Annotated in this window: 16 protein-coding genes; 10 read left to right on the top strand and 6 right to left on the bottom strand. The window is 67.4% G+C overall.

Features of this window, described 5'->3' with window-relative positions; all coding sequences use genetic code 11:
- Nucleotides 1-218: 218 nt before the first annotated feature.
- Both AKI39_RS04795 and AKI39_RS04790 read left to right on the top strand, forming a co-directional pair.
- Nucleotides 219-920 carry a response regulator gene (locus tag AKI39_RS04795; RefSeq protein ID WP_066633038.1) on the top strand — a complete coding sequence of 234 codons (702 nt, stop codon included), beginning with the start codon at nt 219-221 and terminating at the stop codon, nt 918-920.
- On the top strand, nt 920-2,383 hold the full coding sequence (locus AKI39_RS04790) for an ATP-binding protein (protein WP_066633036.1): 1,464 nt from the start codon (nt 920-922) through the stop codon (nt 2,381-2,383). The genes AKI39_RS04795 and AKI39_RS04790 overlap by 1 nt, the downstream gene beginning before the upstream one ends.
- Nucleotides 2,384-2,430: 47 nt before the next feature.
- On the opposite strand, the gene AKI39_RS04785 is transcribed toward AKI39_RS04790, so the two are convergent.
- On the bottom strand, nt 2,431-3,492 hold the full coding sequence (locus AKI39_RS04785; protein WP_066633034.1) for a cytochrome d ubiquinol oxidase subunit II: 1,062 nt from the start codon (nt 3,490-3,492) through the stop codon (nt 2,431-2,433).
- Nucleotides 3,489-4,832 (bottom strand): cytochrome ubiquinol oxidase subunit I, encoded by a 1,344-nt coding sequence (locus AKI39_RS04780; RefSeq protein WP_066633031.1) that lies wholly within the window; start codon nt 4,830-4,832, stop codon nt 3,489-3,491. Before AKI39_RS04780 ends, AKI39_RS04785 begins: the two co-directional genes overlap by 4 nt.
- A 277-nt stretch (nt 4,833-5,109) precedes the next feature.
- Between AKI39_RS04780 and AKI39_RS04775 the strand changes: the two genes are divergently transcribed.
- Nucleotides 5,110-6,876 (top strand): glutamine--tRNA ligase/YqeY domain fusion protein, encoded by a 1,767-nt coding sequence (locus AKI39_RS04775; protein WP_066633029.1) that lies wholly within the window; start codon nt 5,110-5,112, stop codon nt 6,874-6,876.
- A gap of 42 nt (nt 6,877-6,918) precedes the next feature.
- On the opposite strand, the gene AKI39_RS04770 is transcribed toward AKI39_RS04775, so the two are convergent.
- The gene (locus tag AKI39_RS04770; protein ID WP_066633027.1) at nt 6,919-7,326 is read right to left on the bottom strand and encodes a hypothetical protein; all 408 of its coding nucleotides are present in this window, start codon (nt 7,324-7,326) and stop codon (nt 6,919-6,921) included.
- 311 nt (nt 7,327-7,637) lie between these two features.
- On the opposite strand from AKI39_RS04770, the gene minC reads away from it, so the two are divergent.
- The 3 genes from minC (at nt 7,638) to minE (ending at nt 9,825) form a co-directional block, all read left to right on the top strand.
- Nucleotides 7,638-8,630 (top strand): septum site-determining protein MinC, encoded by a 993-nt coding sequence (gene minC, locus AKI39_RS25425; protein WP_066633024.1) that lies wholly within the window; start codon nt 7,638-7,640, stop codon nt 8,628-8,630.
- A gap of 121 nt (nt 8,631-8,751) precedes the next feature.
- Nucleotides 8,752-9,567 (top strand): septum site-determining protein MinD, encoded by an 816-nt coding sequence (minD, locus tag AKI39_RS04760; RefSeq protein WP_066633015.1) that lies wholly within the window; start codon nt 8,752-8,754, stop codon nt 9,565-9,567.
- Nucleotides 9,568-9,570: 3 nt separating this feature from the next.
- Nucleotides 9,571-9,825, top strand: a complete 255-nt coding sequence (minE, locus tag AKI39_RS04755) for a cell division topological specificity factor MinE (protein ID WP_066633012.1) — start codon at nt 9,571-9,573, stop codon at nt 9,823-9,825.
- A 155-nt stretch (nt 9,826-9,980) separates the two neighbouring features.
- Here the strand turns inward: minE and AKI39_RS04750 are convergent, their stop codons facing one another.
- The 3 genes from AKI39_RS04750 to ettA form a co-directional block, all read right to left on the bottom strand.
- Complete coding sequence (locus AKI39_RS04750) at nt 9,981-10,202, bottom strand: glycine zipper 2TM domain-containing protein (RefSeq protein ID WP_066633009.1); 222 nt, start codon at nt 10,200-10,202, stop codon at nt 9,981-9,983.
- 216 nt (nt 10,203-10,418) lie between these two features.
- Complete coding sequence (locus AKI39_RS04745; protein WP_066633006.1) at nt 10,419-10,955, bottom strand: isochorismatase family protein; 537 nt, start codon at nt 10,953-10,955, stop codon at nt 10,419-10,421.
- Nucleotides 10,956-10,978: 23 nt separating this feature from the next.
- A complete protein-coding gene (gene ettA / locus AKI39_RS04740; RefSeq protein ID WP_066633003.1) occupies nt 10,979-12,652 on the bottom strand; it encodes an energy-dependent translational throttle protein EttA in 1,674 nt (557 codons plus the stop codon).
- Nucleotides 12,653-12,874: 222 nt separating this feature from the next.
- On the opposite strand from ettA, the gene AKI39_RS04735 reads away from it, so the two are divergent.
- The 4 genes from AKI39_RS04735 (at nt 12,875) to AKI39_RS04720 (ending at nt 17,680) form a co-directional block, all read left to right on the top strand.
- Nucleotides 12,875-13,390 (top strand): hypothetical protein, encoded by a 516-nt coding sequence (locus tag AKI39_RS04735; RefSeq protein ID WP_066633000.1) that lies wholly within the window; start codon nt 12,875-12,877, stop codon nt 13,388-13,390.
- Between the two features lie 142 nt (nt 13,391-13,532).
- Nucleotides 13,533-14,681, top strand: a complete 1,149-nt coding sequence (locus AKI39_RS04730; RefSeq protein WP_066632997.1) for an ABC transporter substrate-binding protein — start codon at nt 13,533-13,535, stop codon at nt 14,679-14,681.
- Nucleotides 14,682-14,820: 139 nt separating this feature from the next.
- A complete protein-coding gene (locus tag AKI39_RS04725; RefSeq protein ID WP_066632995.1) occupies nt 14,821-15,858 on the top strand; it encodes a branched-chain amino acid ABC transporter permease in 1,038 nt (345 codons plus the stop codon).
- A 19-nt stretch (nt 15,859-15,877) separates the two neighbouring features.
- On the top strand, nt 15,878-17,680 hold the full coding sequence (locus AKI39_RS04720) for a branched-chain amino acid ABC transporter ATP-binding protein/permease (RefSeq protein ID WP_066632991.1): 1,803 nt from the start codon (nt 15,878-15,880) through the stop codon (nt 17,678-17,680).
- The last annotated feature ends 54 nt before the right edge of the window (nt 17,681-17,734 follow it).

Here is a 17,734-nt window from a genome sequence, read left to right as displayed (position 1 = left end):
AAGTTCCGGTGCCGGGGTCGACGTTATCTATTCAGCCTTGCAGGCCTGCTGAAACTGGAAGGCGTCGCCCTGGCCGTTGCAAACACTCCGCCTCCTCCTGGAACGCCGTATTTTAATCGGACCAAAAATAGGGCCGTGTCGTATAGTTCAGCTCGTTTTCCGATTTCAGTCCATTTCCTCCCCTTGCCCGCGGGGCGCCGGCCTCGCAATATGCGGACATGGAAACGCCTCATACCAAATTGCTGGTCGTCGATGACGACCCCGCCCTGCGGCAGCTGCTGGCCGACTACCTGAACCGGCACGGCTACGACACCCTGCTGGCGCCCGATGCGGCCGACTTGCCCGCGCGCATTGCGCGCTACGCCCCCGACCTGCTGGTCCTGGACCGGATGCTCCCGGGCGGCGACGGCGCCGACGCCTGCCGGCGGCTGCGCGAACAGGGCGAGGACATCCCGGTGATCCTGCTGACGGCGCGCGACGAAGCCGTGGACCGCATCATCGGCCTGGAGGCCGGCGCCGACGACTACCTGGGCAAGCCCTTCGATCCGCGCGAACTGCTGGCGCGCATCGAAGCGGTCCTGCGCCGCAAGAAGGGCCCCTCCGCGCTGACCCGCGATGCGGCGGTAAGCTTCGGCCCCTTCGTCTTCGAACCGGCTACCCGTCAGCTGCTGCGCGAGGGCGTCGCGGTCAAGCTGACCGGCGGCGAAATCAACCTGCTGGAAGCGCTGGTCCGCAATGCCGGCAAGCCGCTGTCGCGCGAACGCCTGCTGGCGCTGGCCCGCGACGATGACGCCGGCGAACGCAACGACCGCGCGATCGATATCGCCATCCTGCGGCTGCGCCGTGCCATCGAGGATGATCCCAAGCAGCCGCGCTGGATCCAGACGGTATGGGGCATAGGCTACCGCTTCTCGCCGTGATGACGTTTTCGCCGCGTTCCCTGCTGCCCCGTTCGCTGCGCACCCGCCTGATCCTGCTGGTGCTGGGTTGCATGCTGCTGGCACAGGCCGGCACCCTGGCCGTCGGTTCCCATTACCGGCACCGGTTCATGGACGACGTGATCATGGATTACATCGTCACGACGATACGCACGCTGCGTGCGGCGGTGTCGGAGGTACCCGCCGAGGACCGCGCCAATTTCGTGCGCGATGCATCCGGAGGGCAGTGGCACCTGTGGGCCCGCAGCCTGCCCGCCGAAGCGCAACTGGCACGTTTCCATGGCGGCGGATTGCCACCGCCGCCGCCGCGCGACGGCCTGTCCAGCGCCGAACGCGATGCGCGCATGGCAGAGATCCGCGAATACCGCCGGTCGCGCCCCGACGACGCCGACGACGATGTCCGCCGCGACCTGCGCGGCCTGGTGCGCCAGCTGAACGAGCGCCTGAACGACGGCACCCGCGTCGCCCTGTCGCGCGGGCCGCGGCCGGAAGTCTTCATTTCCCTGGCCCCCAATCCCACCAGCGAAGACGCGCCCCAGCTGCGCGAATGGCTGGTCATTCCGCTGGACCGCCTGGACCCGCCCTTGGCCACCCCCATGGTGATCACCTGGCTGGCGGTCTTCGGGGTGGTGCTGATCCTGGCCGGCGGCTTCTCCTGGCACATCACGCGCCCCATCACCAGCCTGGCGGAAGCCGCGGACAAACTGGCCGCCGGCCAGCCGCAGCGCGTGGTGCCGTCCGGCCCGCATGAAACGCGCGTGCTGGGCGAGCGCTTCAATGCCATGCTGGACGCGCTGCAGGAATCGGAGTCGGTTCGGCGCACGCTGCTGGCAGGCTTGCCGCACGACCTGAAAGCCCCGCTCTCGCGCATGTGGCTGCGTATCGAAATGTCCAACGATGCCGTCTTGACTGAAGGCCTGCGCAAGGATCTGCAGGACATGCAGTACATGGTCGACCAGTTCATCGGCTTCGTACGGGGCACCGATCCCGCGGGCTACCGCTACGCGCCGATTCCGCTGGCCGAATGGTTGACGGAACGGGTGCAAGGCTGGAAGGGCGCGGGATCGCCGGTGACGCTGCGCATCGACACCGACCAGCCGACGACCGTGCGCGGTGATGCCGTGGCGCTGGCCCGCCTGCTGGACAACCTGATCGGCAACGCCCTGCACCATGGCGCGCCGCCGGTCGAGGTATCCCTGGCCGAACGCGGTGGCATGGCCCTGCTCGCCGTGCAGGACCATGGCCCCGGCATCCCGGCGGAGCGCCGCGCCGAAGCGCTGCGCCCCTTCGCCCGCCTGGACGATGCGCGCACGCGGACGGGGAACGTCGGCCTTGGCCTGGCGCTGGTCGATGCCATCACGCGCGCCCATGGCGGCAGCCTGACGCTCGACGCGGCGCCGTGGGGCGGGCTGCGCGTGGAAATCGCCCTGCCGCTGCAGACCTGAAGACACGGCTGCCACCGGCCGGACCGCCGGTGGCCCGGCCGCGGCCGTCAGGGCTGGCCCGGCATCCCGTCCATGGCCCGCCTGGGCTGCCGCGCCTTGCCGAACACCGACCGGTAGGCCAGGATGTTGAACACCAGGATCAGCGGGATGGCCACGATCGCGCCGGACAGGACCAGGCGCATGGATCCCAGCGCCGCCGCGCCGTCCCACAGCGTCATATCGTCCAGGATCAGGAAGGGGAACAGGCTGTACGCCAGTCCGCCCAGCATCAGCAGGAACAGGAAAACGCAGGCCACGAAGGGCACCCAGCTGAAGCGCTCGGCATGGCGCGGCAGGCGCATCAACACCATTTCGGTCCCGACGAAACCCAGCAGCATGGCCACCCACACCGCCACCGCGAGCCCCAGGTGGGACAGGTTGCTCCACTTGTAGAAAATGCCGGCGTTGGCCAGCCCCAGCGTGACGGCGATGGCCACCATGCCGGCGGCGGTCCAGCGGATCGCATGCCGCGCCCAGTACACCGCGCGGCGCTGCAGGTCGCCGTCCACCCGCATGGTCAGCCAGGTGGCCCCCAGCAGCACGTAGGCCGCCACCGCGCACAGGCCGACGAACAGCGAAAACCCGTGATAGCCGGCCGTGTTCTGATACCCGGTCGCGATGCGGCCCAGCGCCATGCCCTGGCCGAAGGCCGTCATCAGCGAGCCCACCCAGAACGCCGTCACCCAGCGCGGCTTGGACTCCGTGCGCGCGCGCAGGCGGAATTCAAACGACACGCTGCGCAGCACGACGCCCAGCACCATCAGGGTCAAGGGGGCGTGAAGCTGGCCCAGCACCGTCCCCCAGGCGAAGGGAAAGGCGGCGGCGAACAGGCCCACGCCTAGCAGCAGCCAGAACTCGTTGGCATCGCGCCAGGGACTGAGCAGCGTCATCATGCGGCCGCGCTCCTCCGTGGGCGCGAGCGGCAGCAGGATGCCCACGCCCAGGTCGAAGCCATCCAGCACGGTACCGGCCACCACCACCACGAACAGCATCCCCATGAATACCAGGGGCATCCAGAATGAAGGGTCGTCGGGTGCAAGGCCCAGCGAGGCGGCAAGCGTGGCGATCATGATGCGCTCGCCGCCACTTTGCGAACCGGCACGACGCCGTAGCGCGCGGCATGGAAAAGCATGCGTACGAAAGCGGTGGACAACAGGCCATACACCACGACGTATCCCAGCGTGCCGTAGAACAGGGCGCGCGTGGACGCCGTTCCCAGGACTTCCGACTGCGTGACGGCGCCATTGACCGCATAGGGCTGCAGGCCGACGGCCGTGAAAATCCAGCCGAATACGACCAGGGCCGCGCCGGAGAAGGTCATCAGCGAAAGCGCGCGCAGCCACCGGCGCGACAGGAAGGAGGGATCGAAGGCGCGCCTGCGCAGCTTGAGGACGGTCGCCCACGCGGCGCAGGCCATGAGGATGCCCAGTATCGCGACGAGGCGCAGCGACCAGAAGGTCAGCGCCACCGGCGGCTGCATATTGGCGTAGTTTTCCAGCGCCAGGAAATGGCCATTGACATTGCGGCCCAGCCAGCGCGCCGCCGCGCCGGTCAGCGTCCAGGCGCCGCGGTTGGTGGCGCTCTGGGCGTCCGGCCAACCCAGCAGCACCAGGTCGGGCGGATCGCCTTCATGCCAATAGGCAAGCGCCGCGGCCGCCTTGGCCGGTTGGTAATGCGCGATCAGCTTGCCCATTCCCGCCGCCACGGGTGCCATCAGCACCACGGCGATGCAGGCCAGGCCGAGCGCGGCGCGAAAACCCAGGCGCTCTCCGTCGTCCAGCGGACGCCGCAAGGCTTGCCACGCGGTGATGCCCATGACCAGGAAGGCGGCGGCCAGCAAGGCGCCCAGGACGGTGGCGCCGACCGTCCAGCCCAGCGCCGGATTGAATACGACCTTGGTCCAGTCATAGATCTGGAAGCGCGCGTCCACCGCGACCGCGCCGTCCGGCGTCTGGGTCCACGACACCAGCGCCAGCACCCAGAAGGCCGTGGCCAGATGTCCCAGCGCGACCATCAGCACCGATAGCGTATGGACGGTTTCAGAGACACGGCGCTGCCCGAACAACATGACGCCCAGAAAGCAGGATTTCAGCGCGAATACCGAAAGCACGGCGAAACCCAGCAAGGGCCCCGCCACATTGCCTATCCGGTCCATCAGCCCGGACCACACCGTGCCCAGCTGCAGCAGCGCGGGCACCCCGGAAGCCAGCGCCAGGATGAAAGCCAGGGCGAAAATACGTACCCAGAAACGATAGGCCAAGGTCCAGCCGGCGTCGCCGCTGGTGCGGGCGCGCAGCTTGAAATACAGCAGCAGCCAGGACAGCGCCAGGGCGAGCGCCATGAAAAGCGCCAAGAATGCCAGGCTGCCGATGAACTGCAGACGTCCCAGAAATAAGGGGGGGATGCTCATGGTGGGCGCTAGTTTAGACGCAGTTTGCGCCCATCGCGCCGCCATGGCCGCGGCGGCCCGCAAACGGCAAAAGCCTCCCTCACGCTCCTTGGGCGAAAGGCAAAACGCCGCCACGCCGCTTCGGCGAACGAGCTTGCCGCCCCACCAGGGCGTTGTTTCGCGGGTCGGCCGGGCGGCAAGAAACGGCCTCGCGCCACGCCGGCAGGCCCGGCCGGAATGCGGCTCGGCGCGAACGTGGCAAAATTGTCACTTCGCCGCCGCCTTTCCGACGCACAGCATGACCACTGCTTCCCCGCCCCCCGCCGCCGCCAACTTCCTGCGGCACATCATCGAAGCCGACCTCAAGGCCCAGCGCTTCAAGGACAAGCACTGGGCCGGCGTTCCCGGTCCGGCGGCGGTGCAGGCCCAGGGCGGCCTCGATCCGGCCCGCATCCGCACGCGCTTTCCGCCGGAGCCCAACGGCTACCTGCACATCGGCCACGCCAAAAGCATCTGCGTGAACTTCGGATTGGCGCGCGACTACGGCGGCACCTGCCACCTGCGCTTCGACGACACCAATCCCGAAAAGGAAGACCAGGAATACGTCGACGCCATCATCGAAGCGGTGCGCTGGCTGGGTTTCGACTGGAAAACTTCGGACGGGCGCGAACAGCTGTATTTCGCCAGCGACTACTTCGACATCATGTATGCCTTCGCCCAGGCGTTGATCCGCGCGGGCTACGCCTACGTCGACCAGCAATCGCCCGAGGAAATCCGGGCGAACCGCGGCACGCTAACCGAAGCGGGCAAGAATTCGCCGTGGCGCGACCGCCCGGCGCAGGAATCCCTGGACCTTCTGGCGGAAATGCGCGACGGCAAGCATCCGGACGGAAGCATGGTGCTGCGCGCCCGCATCGACATGGCCTCGCCCAACATCAACCTGCGCGACCCGGTCATCTATCGCGTGCGCCACGCCACGCATCACCGCACGGGCGACAAATGGTGCATTTACCCGATGTACACCTGGGCGCACCCCATCGAAGACGCGCTCGAAGGCATCACGCACAGCCTCTGTACCTTGGAATTCGAAGACCAGCGGCCCTTCTACGACTGGACGCTGGACCGCCTGGCTGAACTCGGCCTGCTCGCGCGGCCCCTGCCCCACCAGTACGAATTCGCCCGCCTGAACCTGACCTACGTGGTGACCAGCAAGCGCAAGCTGCTGCAGCTGGTGCGCGACGGACACGTCGACGGCTGGGACGATCCCCGCATGCCCACCCTGTTCGGCATGCGCCGGCGCGGCTACCCCGCATCGGCCATCCGCCTGTTCTGCGACCGCACCAGTATTTCCAAGTCCGATTCGCGCATCGACTACAGCCTGCTCGAAGCCGCGGTGCGCGAGGAACTGGATCCGGTCGCGCCCCGGTCCGTCGCGGTGCTGCAGCCCTTGAAGCTCGTCATCACCAACTATCCCGAAGACCGTGTGGAAATGTGCAGCGCGCCGCGCAATCCGCACGATCCCTCGCAGGGACAGCGCGAATTCCCGTTCTCGCGCACGCTGTGGATCGAGCAGGACGACTTTCGCGAAGAACCGCCCAAGAAATACTTCCGCCTGTTCCCGGGCAACCTGGTGCGTCTGAAGTACGGCTATGTGGTGCGGTGTACGGGGTTCGTCAAGGACGACCAGGGCAATGTCGTCGAAGTCCAGGCCGAATACCTGCCGGAAACCCGCAGCGGCACGCCCGGCGCCGACAGCGTGAAGGTCAAGGGCAACATCACGTGGGTCAGCGCCGCCCATGCGATCGGCGCCACCATCCACCTGTACGACCGCCTGTTCGCCGACCCGCATCCGGACGCCGGCGACAAGGACTTCATCGCGGCATTGAATCCCGATTCCCGCAAGACCGTGCAGGCCTGGCTGGAACCCGGCACGGAACTGCGGCCCGGCGTGACCTGGCAGTTCGAGCGCCTGGGTTATTTCACGCTGGATACCGTGACGTCGACGCCGGACGCGCCCATCTTGAACCGTGTCGTCACCTTGAAGGATTCCTGGGGGCAGGGGTGACACGCCCTGCCGCGCAGTGATGATCGCCGGAGGCGACGGCGCTCAAGGCCGGCGCCGCCCGGCGCCGGGATCCAGATTCGCCGGGCCGGCGGCGTCATCGTCGGGCCGGTCCATCGGCGGAGCCGCCACGCTGTCGGACGGCAAGATGCCTCTTTTTTCGGCGTCCCGCAACGGCCGCGGCGGATTTGCATCTCCGGCGCGGTTTCCCCCTGCGGACGCGGCCGGCCTCGCCGGGCGGCCCCGGTCCGGCTTTCCATGGCCCTCGGGTTCACCGCCCGGCAGGTTTACCGGGCCGTCGCCCGGCTTATGGTCCCGGTCGTCGTGGACCAGCAACTCGCTGTCCGGCAAGGCGCCCGCGTCGGGGTCGTAGCCTTGCTCCAGGGTGCGCAGCGCTTCTTCCTCCTGTCCGCTCAATCCGGCGGGGCGCTTGGGTACATCGCGATCCGTCATGAAAATTCTCCTGTGCGCCGTACGGCATCCCGCACGTCGCGCAAGGCATGTGCCCACCGGGGGGCGCCATATCCCGCGAGCCGGGCCGTCGGGACGCATCGGCCCGATATCGCGCCGCGACCCGCGAGTGCATCGTCGCCGCGACTGCGGTGGCGGTCCGGGTGAACACACCGTCGTGGCGCTGTCCCGTGGCGACTCCCCCAACGCACCGTCGCGGCAATGTCCCGGGGCGGTCCTGGCGCGGCGGCTGCTCGGTTATCATGCCCGACGTTCCCGTAAACCGGGGCCTACCCGGTCTTTTCGCCGCAAAGATGAGCTCTGATTCCCTTGCACTGGACTTCAAAAGCGCCACGCTCTACGCCGTGCGCGTCGTACTGCATAGCGCCGATATCGGGCGGCTGGCCGCCGCGCTGGACAAGCGCATGGCCGATGCGGGCAGCTTCTTCGAGAACGAACCCGTGGTGATCGACGCCAGCCGGGTCGACGGCCTGGTGGACTGGCCCGCGCTGCTGCAAGCGCTGCGCGGGCACAACCTGCCGCCCATCGGCGTGGTGGCGGAGGGCGAGAACCTGCAGGCCGCCAAGGATGCCGGCCTGGCGCCCGTGGAGCTCTCGACGCCGCCCGTGCGGGCCACGCCCGCCGACGCCGGCAACGCCGCGCCTCCCCTGCCGACCCAGCCCGCCGCCGCCCTGACCGCCGCGCCGGCGCCGCAGGTCGATGCGGACAGTGCTACGGCCGGCGCCAAGCCCGACGGAGAGGGCGACGCAAAGCCCGACGGAGAGGCCGACGCAAAGCCCGACGGAGAGGCCGACGCAAAACCCGACGCCGCCGCGGACAATGCGGGCACAGCCGCCGACACTCCAGCCGGCCAGCAAACGCCGGACAAGCGTCCGCGCGAGCCGCTGCCTACCCGCGCCGCGCGGGCAACCACATCCTCGCCGGCGCCCACGCCGGCCGATCCGCAATCGTCCTCGGCGCTGGTCATCAGCCGTCCGCTGCGCTCCGGACAGCGCGTCTACGCGCGGCATACTGACCTGGTCGTGATCGGCATGGTCAGCCCCGGCGCCGAAGTGATCGCCGACGGCAACGTGCATGTCTATGGCCCGCTGCGCGGCAAGGCGATGGCCGGTGCGCGCGGCGATACGACGGCGCGTATTTTCACCACGCACCTGGACGCCGAACTGCTGGCGGTCGCGGGGGTGTACCGGGTGGTAGAGGACAAACTGGACGCCAACCTGCACGGCCAGCCCGCGCTGGTTCGCCTGGATGGCGACACTTTACGGATTGAAGCGCTGAAAGCGTGACGGACCCCTCACGGGGACTTGGTGACCAACGGTTGCCGAGGGCGTTGAAGAAACGCTAAACCCGCAGTTTTGCTTTACGATACTGCGATTTATCTGCTCAGGACATAAGGGTTCTATCGACATGACGCGTACTGTTGTGGTCACTTCCGGCAAGGGCGGGGTGGGCAAGACGACTACCAGCGCCAGTTTTTCTTCCGGCCTCGCGATGCGCGGGCACAAGACCGCGGTGATCGATTTCGACGTGGGCCTGCGCAATCTGGATCTGATCATGGGATGCGAACGTCGCGTGGTGTACGACTTCGTCAATGTCATCCAGGGCGAAGCATCGCTGAAGCAGGCGCTGATCAAGGACAAGCAGCTGGAAAACCTGTTCGTGCTGCCGGCTTCGCAAACGCGCGACAAGGACGCGTTGACGCAGGAAGGCGTTGGCAAGGTCATCGACGAATTGAAAGAGCTGGGTTTCGACTACATCGTCTGCGATTCGCCGGCTGGCATCGAAACGGGGGCACTGATGGCCGCCTACTATGCCGACGACGCGCTGGTCGTCACCAACCCGGAAGTCTCGTCCGTGCGCGACTCGGACCGCATCCTGGGCATCCTGGCGGCCAAGTCCAAGCGGGCCGTGGAAGGCGACGAGCCCGTCAAGGAGTTCCTACTACTGACCCGGTACAACCCAAAGCGGGTATCCGAAGGCGAAATGCTGTCGCTGACGGATATCGAAGACATCCTGCGCATCAAGTTGATCGGGGTTATTCCCGAATCCGAATCTGTCCTCCAGGCGTCCAACCAGGGCCTGCCGGCGATCCACCTGAAGGAGACCGACGTCGCGGAAGCGTACAAGGATGTGGTGGCCCGTTATCTCGGCGAGGAGCGTTCGCTGCGTTTTACCGACTATGCGAAGCCCAATTTCCTGAAACGCATATTCGGAGGCAAGTAATCGATGTCCCTTCTGTCCTTTCTGCTCGGCCAGAAAAAGTCATCGGCCAGCGTCGCCAAGGAACGCCTGCAGATCATCCTGGCACATGAACGTTCGGGACGCGACGGCTCACCCGACTATCTGCCGCAGCTGCAGCAGGAGTTGATCGCCGTCATCTCGAAGTACGTGAAGATCAATCCGGACGACATCAAGGTACATGTGGAGCGCCAGGACACCCTGGAGATCCTCGAAGTCAAGATCGAGATGCCACAAGCCTGAGGCCAGCGCGCTTTCCTCGGCCACCACGCGAGCCCCCTTGGGGGCTTTTGCTTTTGTGTGCGCTGGAAGTGCCGATAAGCCGGTCGGCCGTCGACGCAAAAAGGCCCGCCCGGGACGCGCAAGCGCCGGGCGGGCCTTGTTTTCGCGGCGCGATGCTACTTGCCGACCTGGTTGCCGATCACGCCGCCGACGGCGGCGCCGCCCACGGTGCCCAGCACACCGCCGTTGGTGATGACCGCACCGGCCACGCCGCCGATGCCGGCGCCCGTGACGGTGGCTTTTTGCCGATGGTCCATGCTATCCCAGGTGGAACAGCCCGCGGCCGAGAGCGCAAGCAAAGAGACCGCGCAGAGTTTGGATAAGGATTTGATTGTCATGATTTATTCCTCCGGACATCGAAGGCGCTACGGCTGGCGCGAGGCCTGTTGCCGCCTGTTGCCTTCGGCGATGCCGTCATGAATGACGCAATGTCATGGACGACACCTAGAGCATTGCAAATGGCGGTCCCAAGGGGTGTGAGACTTGCCCAACAGTTGTGTCAAGACGTTCGGGCACGTCGTAGTCCACACGGATGATGTTGCGGGGCCGCCGGCTTATTTGACCAGACGTAACACCTCGCGGAATCGCGGATGGTCGCAGCTGGCAAGCCACTCGAACAAGGCCATTTCGACTGTCACGACGTCGATATCGTGGGCACGGGCGCGCTGCAGCGCGAAATCGCGATCCGCCGGCCGGCGTGAGCCGCAGGCGTCGGCCACGACGCGCACGCGATGGCCGTTGCGCCGCAGGCCCAGCGCGGTCTGCAGCACACAAATATGGGTTTCGCAGCCGGCCACGAAAATGGTCTGCCGCGCGTTGGGCAGCCAGCTTTCGAAGCCTGGCTCGTCCATCGCGGAAAAATGCCTTTTCTGGAAGACCGCGCGCGCGTGCCGCCTGACGTCGTCCAGCGTTGCACCCAGTGCCGCGCGATGGTGCTCGGTAGCCACCACCGGCACGTCCAGCAGCACCGCGCCGGCGGCCAGCCGGGCGGCCGCGGCGAGGACCGCCGCGCCGCCGTCGATCACCGGCATCAGCCGCGCCTGCATGTCCACGATCAGGACCGTGGAATCCGCCGCGTCGTGTATCGGCATCGTGGCCTCCCGCGCTTTACGCTTTACTTCAGCGGCTTGTACCGCAAGCGCTTGGGCTTGGCGCCTTCCTCGCCCAGGCGGCGGCGCTTGTCGGCTTCGTATTCCTGGTAGTTGCCGTCGAAGAAGACGGCCTGCGAATCGCCTTCGAAGGCCAGGATGTGCGTGGCGATGCGGTCCAGGAACCAGCGGTCGTGGCTGATCACCATGACGCTGCCGGGGAATTCGAGCAGGCCGTCTTCCAGGGCACGCAGCGTTTCCACGTCCAGGTCGTTCGACGGTTCGTCCAGCAACAGCAGGTTGCCGCCGGCGATGAGTGTCTTGGCCAGGTGCAACCGGCCGCGTTCGCCGCCCGACAATTGCCCCACGATCTTGTTCTGGTCGCCGCCCTTGAAGTTGAAGCGGCCCAGATAGGCGCGCGACGACATTTCGAACTTGCCGACCGTCAGCACATCGGCGCCGTCCGCGATGGCATCGAACACCGTTTTGCCGTCGGTCAGCGAATCACGTGACTGGTCCACGTACGCCAGCTTGACCGTCTGGCCCAGCGTGACCGTGCCGGAATCCGGCTGCTCGCGCCCGGCCAGCATGCGGAACAGCGTGGACTTGCCCGCGCCGTTGGGGCCGATGATGCCGACGATGGCGCCCGGGGGTACCTTGAAGCTGAGATTGTCGATCAGCAGGCGGTCGCCATAGGCCTTGCTGACATTGTTGAATTCCACCACTTCATTGCCCAGGCGTTCGCCGACCGGGATGAAAATTTCCTGCGTTTCGTTGCGCTTCTGGTATTCGTAGGAGGACAGTTCCTCGAAGCGCGCCATGCGGGCCTTGGCCTTGGCCTGGCGGCCTTTGGGATTCTGGCGCACCCACTCCAGTTCCTTCTTGATGGTTTTCTGGCGCGCGGATTCGCTGGTTTCTTCCTGCTTCAGCCGGGCGTCCTTCTGCTCCAGCCAGGAGCTGTAGTTGCCCTTCCAGGGAATGCCGTGGCCGCGATCCAGCTCTAGTATCCATTCGGCCGCGTTGTCCAGGAAGTAACGGTCGTGGGTGACGCCCACCACGGTGCCGGGGAACTTCTGCAGGAACTGCTCCAGCCATTCGACGCTTTCGGCATCCAGGTGGTTGGTGGGTTCGTCCAGCAGCAGCATGTCCGGCTTGGACAGCAGCAGGCGGCACAGCGCGACGCGGCGCTTTTCGCCGCCCGACAGGTGTTCGACCGATGCCTCCCACGGCGGCAGGCGCAGCGCGTCGGCGGCGATTTCCATCTGGTGCTCGATATCGTCCGCGCCGCTGCTGGCGGCGGCGGCGATGATGGCCTCCAGTTCGGCCTGCTCCGCCGCGAGCTTGTCGAAATCGGCGTCGGGTTCGGCGTACGCGGCGTAGACTTCATCCAGCCGCTTGCGCGCGGTGACGACGGCGCCCAGGCCTTCCTCGACCGCCTGGCGCACGGTGTGCGCGGGGTTCAGCTGCGGTTCCTGCGGGAGGTAGCCGATGTTCAAGCCCGGCATGGGGATCGCTTCGCCTTCGATGTCCTTGTCGACCCCAGCCATGATCTTCAGCAGGGTCGACTTGCCGGAGCCGTTCAGGCCCAGCACGCCGATCTTGGCGCCGGGAAAAAAGGACAGCGAGATATCGCGCAGGATCTGCCGCTTGGGCGGCACGATTTTGCCGACGCGATTCATGGTGTAAACGTATTGAGCCATGGAGGGTGTACAAGAGTGTCCGATCGAACCGGAATTGTAGGCCGTGTCGGCCCACGGGGCGATCGGGACCGTGACGCGGACGGCGCGATGCAATCAACGGAAAGAAAAGAAAAAGCAGGGACGGCACGCTGGCCGATTTTCCTTTTGCCGCTCTTTCGATATTCTTACAGCTTCCAGGCATGCGTCTCGCAAGACGCCGCCAATGCAGCACCAGGAAAGCTTATGTCAGCCTCAGCCACTCCCCCCGATTCCGTTTCCCGCTTCCAGGCCGCTGAGCTTGAGATGCTGGCGAAGACCGCGGACGCCCTCAGCGCCTATCTCGGCAAACCCGTCCTGGCGGAAGTCGGCACGGCGGACGACGGGCTGGAGTGGGTCACCTTCGGGATACCGCTCGATGCGGACGCGCTGAACGGCGGCGAACATGACCCGGTGCGGGTCCAGATGGGGGGCCCCGACGCGCGGCTGCTCGGTAGCCGTGGCGGCCTGACGGGCACGGACGAACAGTCCTACGACTGCCTCTACCTGTGGGCCATCCAGATCACCCTTGCGGAAGGCGAACGCTTCGTGAAGCTGGACCAGGACGGCGAGGAATCGGCCTGGTCGGATACGCTGGCCGACGTATTGCCTTTCGCGCTTTCCGACGAAGACCTCCTCGCGCTCGATGACGAAGACGACGAAGACGACGAGGACGACGAGGGCCTGCCGGGCGAAGGCCGCGGCCGCACGCCCCGCCACTAGCTCGTCGTTCCCCCGCCGGCCCCACGCGCAGCGGAATGCGCCGGGATGGTCCGGCGCGCGTCCGGCGCATGCCCCTTGCACCGCGCCCATGGTTCAATAGGCGCCGGACCGGATCCCCATACACTCGCCGCTGGAGTCGACCATGCCTTCCAAAGTCCTGCGCGCCACGCTGGCGCTGCTGGCCGCCTGCCTTGCCCTGCCAAGCCTGGCGCAAATGAAGATCGGTGTCGTGACATCGTCCACCGGGCCGACGGCGCTGGTGGGCATCCCGCAGAAGAACACCGTGCCGCTGCTGCCCACGCGCATCGGCGACCTTACCGTGCAATACATCGTGCTGGACGATGCCAGCGACACGACACAGTCCGTCACGGCCGTGCGCAAGCTGATCGATGAAGACCACGTCGACGCCATCATCGGCCCGCCGGGCTCGCCCAACACCCTGGCCATCCTGCCCTTCGTCGCGGAAGCCGGCGTGCCGCTGCTGGCGCCCGTGGGCACCGCGGCCGCGGTGCTGCCCATGGATGCCCAGAAAAGGTGGGTGTTCAAGACCACGCAGAACGACGACATCATCGCGCGGGCCCTGGTGGACCACATGGCCGGCGCAGGCGTGAAGACCGTGGGCTTCATCGGCTTGAACGACCCCTACGGCGAGAACTGGTACAAGGTCTTTTCCGGCCTGGCGGCGCGGCGCCATATCGCCATCGTCGCCAACGAGCGCTATGTCCGCACGGACAGCTCCGTCACGGGCCAGGCGCTGAAGCTGCTGGCGGCCAAACCCGACGCGGTGCTGGTGGCGGCCCCAGGCGGCGCCAGCGTGCTACCCGAAATCACGCTGGCGGACCTCGGCTACCACGGCGCGTTCTACCAGACGCACGGCGCCGCGCTTGCCGATTTCCTGAAGCTGGGGGGCAAGAAGGTGGAAGGCACCATCCTGGCGGCGGGCCCGATGCTGGTCCTTCCCGAAATCCCGGACGACAATCCGTCCAAGAAGGTCGCCACGGCCTATATCGACGCCTACCGCCAGCGCTACGGCACGGCGCCAGCCACCTTCGGCGCCAATGTCTACGATGCGGGCCTGCTGCTGGAGCGCGCCGTGCCGGTGGCCGAGCAGGCCGGCAAGCCCGGCACGCCGGCCTTCCGCACGGCGCTGCGCGATGCGCTGGAGCAGACGCGCGACCTGGTCGGCACACAGGGCGTGTACACGATGACGCCGCAGGACCACAGCGGCTTCGACGAACGCGGCCGCGTGCTGATCACGGTGAAGAACGGCACCTGGACGCTGCTGAAGTAGTGGGGGCCATGCACGCGCTCGCCCGGCCGCCCGAAGAGCGCGTGCCCTCCCTTGGGGAGGCGTCGCGCAGCGACAGGAGGGCACACCAACGCGCGCTCGCCCGGCCGCGCGGAGAGCGCGGCGACAGGAGGCTACACCAATGAACGCGCAGATCGCGCTGATCCTGGGCCAGGACGGCGTCGCCAATGGCGCCGTCTACGCCCTGCTGGCGCTGTGCATCCTGCTGGTTTTTTCGGTCACGCGGGTACTGCTGATCCCGCAAGGCGAGTTCGTGGTCTACGGCGCGCTCTGCATGGCCGCGATGCAGAACGGTCGCATGCCGGCGCTGGTGTGGCTGCTGGCCGGCTTCGCGGTGGCCGAAGCCATCGCCGATGTGCGCCCGCGCGTCCCTGGCGTGGCGGCGATGCGCCCGCGCCGCTTGCTCGCACGGACGGCTTATCCCTTCGCGCTGGCGGCAGTGCTGTGGCTGCTGCCCCTGGCCTCCCTGCCCGTCTGGGTGCAAGGCGTGCTGACGCTGGCGATCGTCGCGCCCATGGGGCCGCAGCTCTATCGCCTGTTCTACCAGCCGGTCGCCGATGCATCGACGCTGGTCCTGCTGATCGTCTCGATCGCGGTACACCTGGCGCTGGTGGGGCTGGGGCTGCTGGCCTTCGGCCCGGAGGGCGCGCGTGCCGCGCCGTTCAGCGATGCCCGCTACGCGCTGGGGCCGGCCAGCGTCGCCAGCCAGACGCTGTGGATCGTGGCGGTATCGCTGCTGTGGATGCTGGCCTTGTACCGTTTCTTCGGCCGCACCCTGCCCGGCCGCGCCCTGCTGGCAGCGGCCGACAATCGCCTGGGCGCGCGATTGGTCGGCATTTCGCCGGGGTTCGCGGGACGCGCGGTCTTCCTGCTGGCCGCCACAATGGGCGCATGTTCCGGCATCCTGGTCGGTCCAGCCGCCACGCTGTATTACGACTCCGGCTTCCTGATCAGCCTGAAGGGTTTCGTTGCCGCCATCGTCGGCGGCTTGGCCAGCTACCCGCTGGCCGTCGCGGGGGCGCTCGCCGTCGGGCTGGTGGAATCCTTCGCCGCGTTCTGGGCCAGCGCCTACAAGGAAATCATCGTCTTTACGCTGATCATTCCGTTCCTGCTGTGGCGCTCGCTGCGGCACCCCGCCATCGAGGACGAAGCAGAATGACCGGACACGGGAAGCCACGATGCGCGATGCCCTGACGCCCGTGCGGGTGCTCGCGGTATTGCTTGTGCTGCTGGCCGGCGCGCCGTGGCTGCTGCCGCCGTTCTACGTCAGCCTGCTCGATACCGTCGGGCTGCACGCGCTGGTCGCGCTGGGACTGGTGCTGCTGACCGGCATCGCGGGGCTGACCAGTTTCGGGCAAGCCGCCTTCGCCGGCGTCGGCGCGTACACGGCGGCGCTGCTGTCCGTGCACGCGTCCGCCCTGCCGGCGTGGGCGGCGTGGCTGGGCGCCATGCCATGGCTGTCGCTGGCGGCAGGCCTGGCGCTGACCTTCGCCCTGGCCTACCTGCTGGGGGCGATCACGCTGCGCCTGTCGGGCCACTTCCTGCCGCTGGGCACGATCGCATGGGGCCTGGCCCTGTATTTCGCGTTCGCGGCCGTACCGGGGCTGGGCGGCTTCAGCGGCATCGGTGGCATCCCGCCCATCCGCATCGCGGGCCTGGCGCTGGGCGACCGGGGCATCTATTACCTGATCTGGGCGTTCCTGCTGCTGGCGGTGTGGACCACGCGCAATCTGCTGGATTCCCGCCAGGGCCGCGCCATGCGTGCGCTGCGCGGCGGACGCCTGATGGCCGAAGCGATGGGCGTGGACACGGCGCGCACGCGCAGCGCCATTTTCATCATCGCCGCGATGCAGGCATGCGCCTCGGGATGGCTGTACGCGCATATGCAGCGCTTCGTCAATCCGACGCCCTTCGGCCTGCAGATGGGTATCGAATATCTGTTCATGGCGGTGGTGGGTGGCGCCTCGCAGGTATGGGGCGCGCTCGCGGGCGCGGGCGTGTTCACGCTGGCGCGCCAATGGCTGCAGGATGGACTGCCGCGCCTGCTCGGGCAGAACGGCAACTTCGAAATCATCGTGTTCGGCTTCGGCATGGTACTGGTGCTGCATCGCGCGCGCGAGGGCCTGTGGCCGGCCATCGCGCGGCGGCTGCCGGTCGCGCGCGCACCGCGCCGCGTCAATATGTCCGCGGAACCGCTGCCGCGCCGGCCGCTGCCGCCGCGCGGCGACGTGGTGCTGGAAGCCGCGGGGCTGACGCGGCGCTTCGGCGGCCTGGTGGCCAACGACGACATCGGCCTGGCGGTGGAAGCGGGGCAGATCGTCGCCGTGATCGGGCCGAACGGCGCAGGCAAGAGCACGCTGTTCAACCTGCTGTCGGGCATCGACACGCCGACATCCGGGTCGATATTGTTCCAGGGCGAGCCGGTGGCCGGCCGCGCCGCGCGGCATATCGCCGCCCTGGGCATGAGCCGGACTTTCCAGCACGTGCGGCTGCTCGCACGGATGAGCGTGCTGGACAACGTGGCGCTGGGCGCGCACCTGCGCGGTACGCACGGGATCTGGGCATCGTCCTGGCGCGCCGATCGCCGCGAAGAGGCGCGCCTGCTGGCGGAATCCGCCAGGCAGGTGGAACGCGTGGGGCTGGGCGCCCACCTGCACGACGAAGCGGGCAGCCTGCCCCTGGGCCGCCAGCGCATCCTGGAAGTGGCCCGCGCGCTGGCGGCCGATCCCTGCCTGCTGCTGCTGGACGAGCCGGCGGCCGGGCTGCGGCACCAGGAAAAACGCGAGTTGGCGGCCCTGTTGGCGAAGCTCCGTGCCGACGGCATGGCCATCCTGCTGGTGGAACACGATATGGATTTCGTGATGACGCTGGCGGACCGGGTCATCGTGATGGACTTTGGCGAAAAAATAGCCGAAGGCGCGCCCGCCGAGGTCCAATGCCATCCCGCCGTGATGCAAGCCTACCTGGGCGCCATCGACTAGGGCCTGTTCACGTCGAAAGACGTTGCAAGGCATGCCTTGCAACCGGCGCGCCGA

This window comes from Bordetella sp. H567, assembly GCF_001704295.1.
Taxonomy (GTDB): Bacteria; Pseudomonadota; Gammaproteobacteria; order Burkholderiales; family Burkholderiaceae_B; genus Bordetella_C.
This window is presented reverse-complemented; position numbering and strand designations above follow the sequence as displayed.

Bases quoted from the DNA above. Each gene is read 5' to 3' on its own strand.
- AKI39_RS04795 (WP_066633038.1), top strand. From the start codon at position 219: ATGGAAACGCCTCATACCAAATTGCTGGTCGTCGATGACGACCCCGCC.
- AKI39_RS04790 (WP_066633036.1), top strand. From the start codon at position 920: ATGACGTTTTCGCCGCGTTCCCTGCTGCCCCGTTCGCTGCGCACCCGC.
- AKI39_RS04785 (WP_066633034.1), bottom strand. From the start codon at position 3,492: ATGATCGCCACGCTTGCCGCCTCGCTGGGCCTTGCACCCGACGACCCT.
- AKI39_RS04780 (WP_066633031.1), bottom strand. From the start codon at position 4,832: ATGAGCATCCCCCCCTTATTTCTGGGACGTCTGCAGTTCATCGGCAGC.
- AKI39_RS04775 (WP_066633029.1), top strand. From the start codon at position 5,110: ATGACCACTGCTTCCCCGCCCCCCGCCGCCGCCAACTTCCTGCGGCAC.
- AKI39_RS04770 (WP_066633027.1), bottom strand. From the start codon at position 7,326: ATGACGGATCGCGATGTACCCAAGCGCCCCGCCGGATTGAGCGGACAG.
- minC (WP_066633024.1), top strand. From the start codon at position 7,638: ATGAGCTCTGATTCCCTTGCACTGGACTTCAAAAGCGCCACGCTCTAC.
- minD (WP_066633015.1), top strand. From the start codon at position 8,752: ATGACGCGTACTGTTGTGGTCACTTCCGGCAAGGGCGGGGTGGGCAAG.
- minE (WP_066633012.1), top strand. From the start codon at position 9,571: ATGTCCCTTCTGTCCTTTCTGCTCGGCCAGAAAAAGTCATCGGCCAGC.
- AKI39_RS04750 (WP_066633009.1), bottom strand. From the start codon at position 10,202: ATGACAATCAAATCCTTATCCAAACTCTGCGCGGTCTCTTTGCTTGCG.
- AKI39_RS04745 (WP_066633006.1), bottom strand. From the start codon at position 10,955: ATGCCGATACACGACGCGGCGGATTCCACGGTCCTGATCGTGGACATG.
- ettA (WP_066633003.1), bottom strand. From the start codon at position 12,652: ATGGCTCAATACGTTTACACCATGAATCGCGTCGGCAAAATCGTGCCG.
- AKI39_RS04735 (WP_066633000.1), top strand. From the start codon at position 12,875: ATGTCAGCCTCAGCCACTCCCCCCGATTCCGTTTCCCGCTTCCAGGCC.
- AKI39_RS04730 (WP_066632997.1), top strand. From the start codon at position 13,533: ATGCCTTCCAAAGTCCTGCGCGCCACGCTGGCGCTGCTGGCCGCCTGC.
- AKI39_RS04725 (WP_066632995.1), top strand. From the start codon at position 14,821: ATGAACGCGCAGATCGCGCTGATCCTGGGCCAGGACGGCGTCGCCAAT.
- AKI39_RS04720 (WP_066632991.1), top strand. From the start codon at position 15,878: ATGCGCGATGCCCTGACGCCCGTGCGGGTGCTCGCGGTATTGCTTGTG.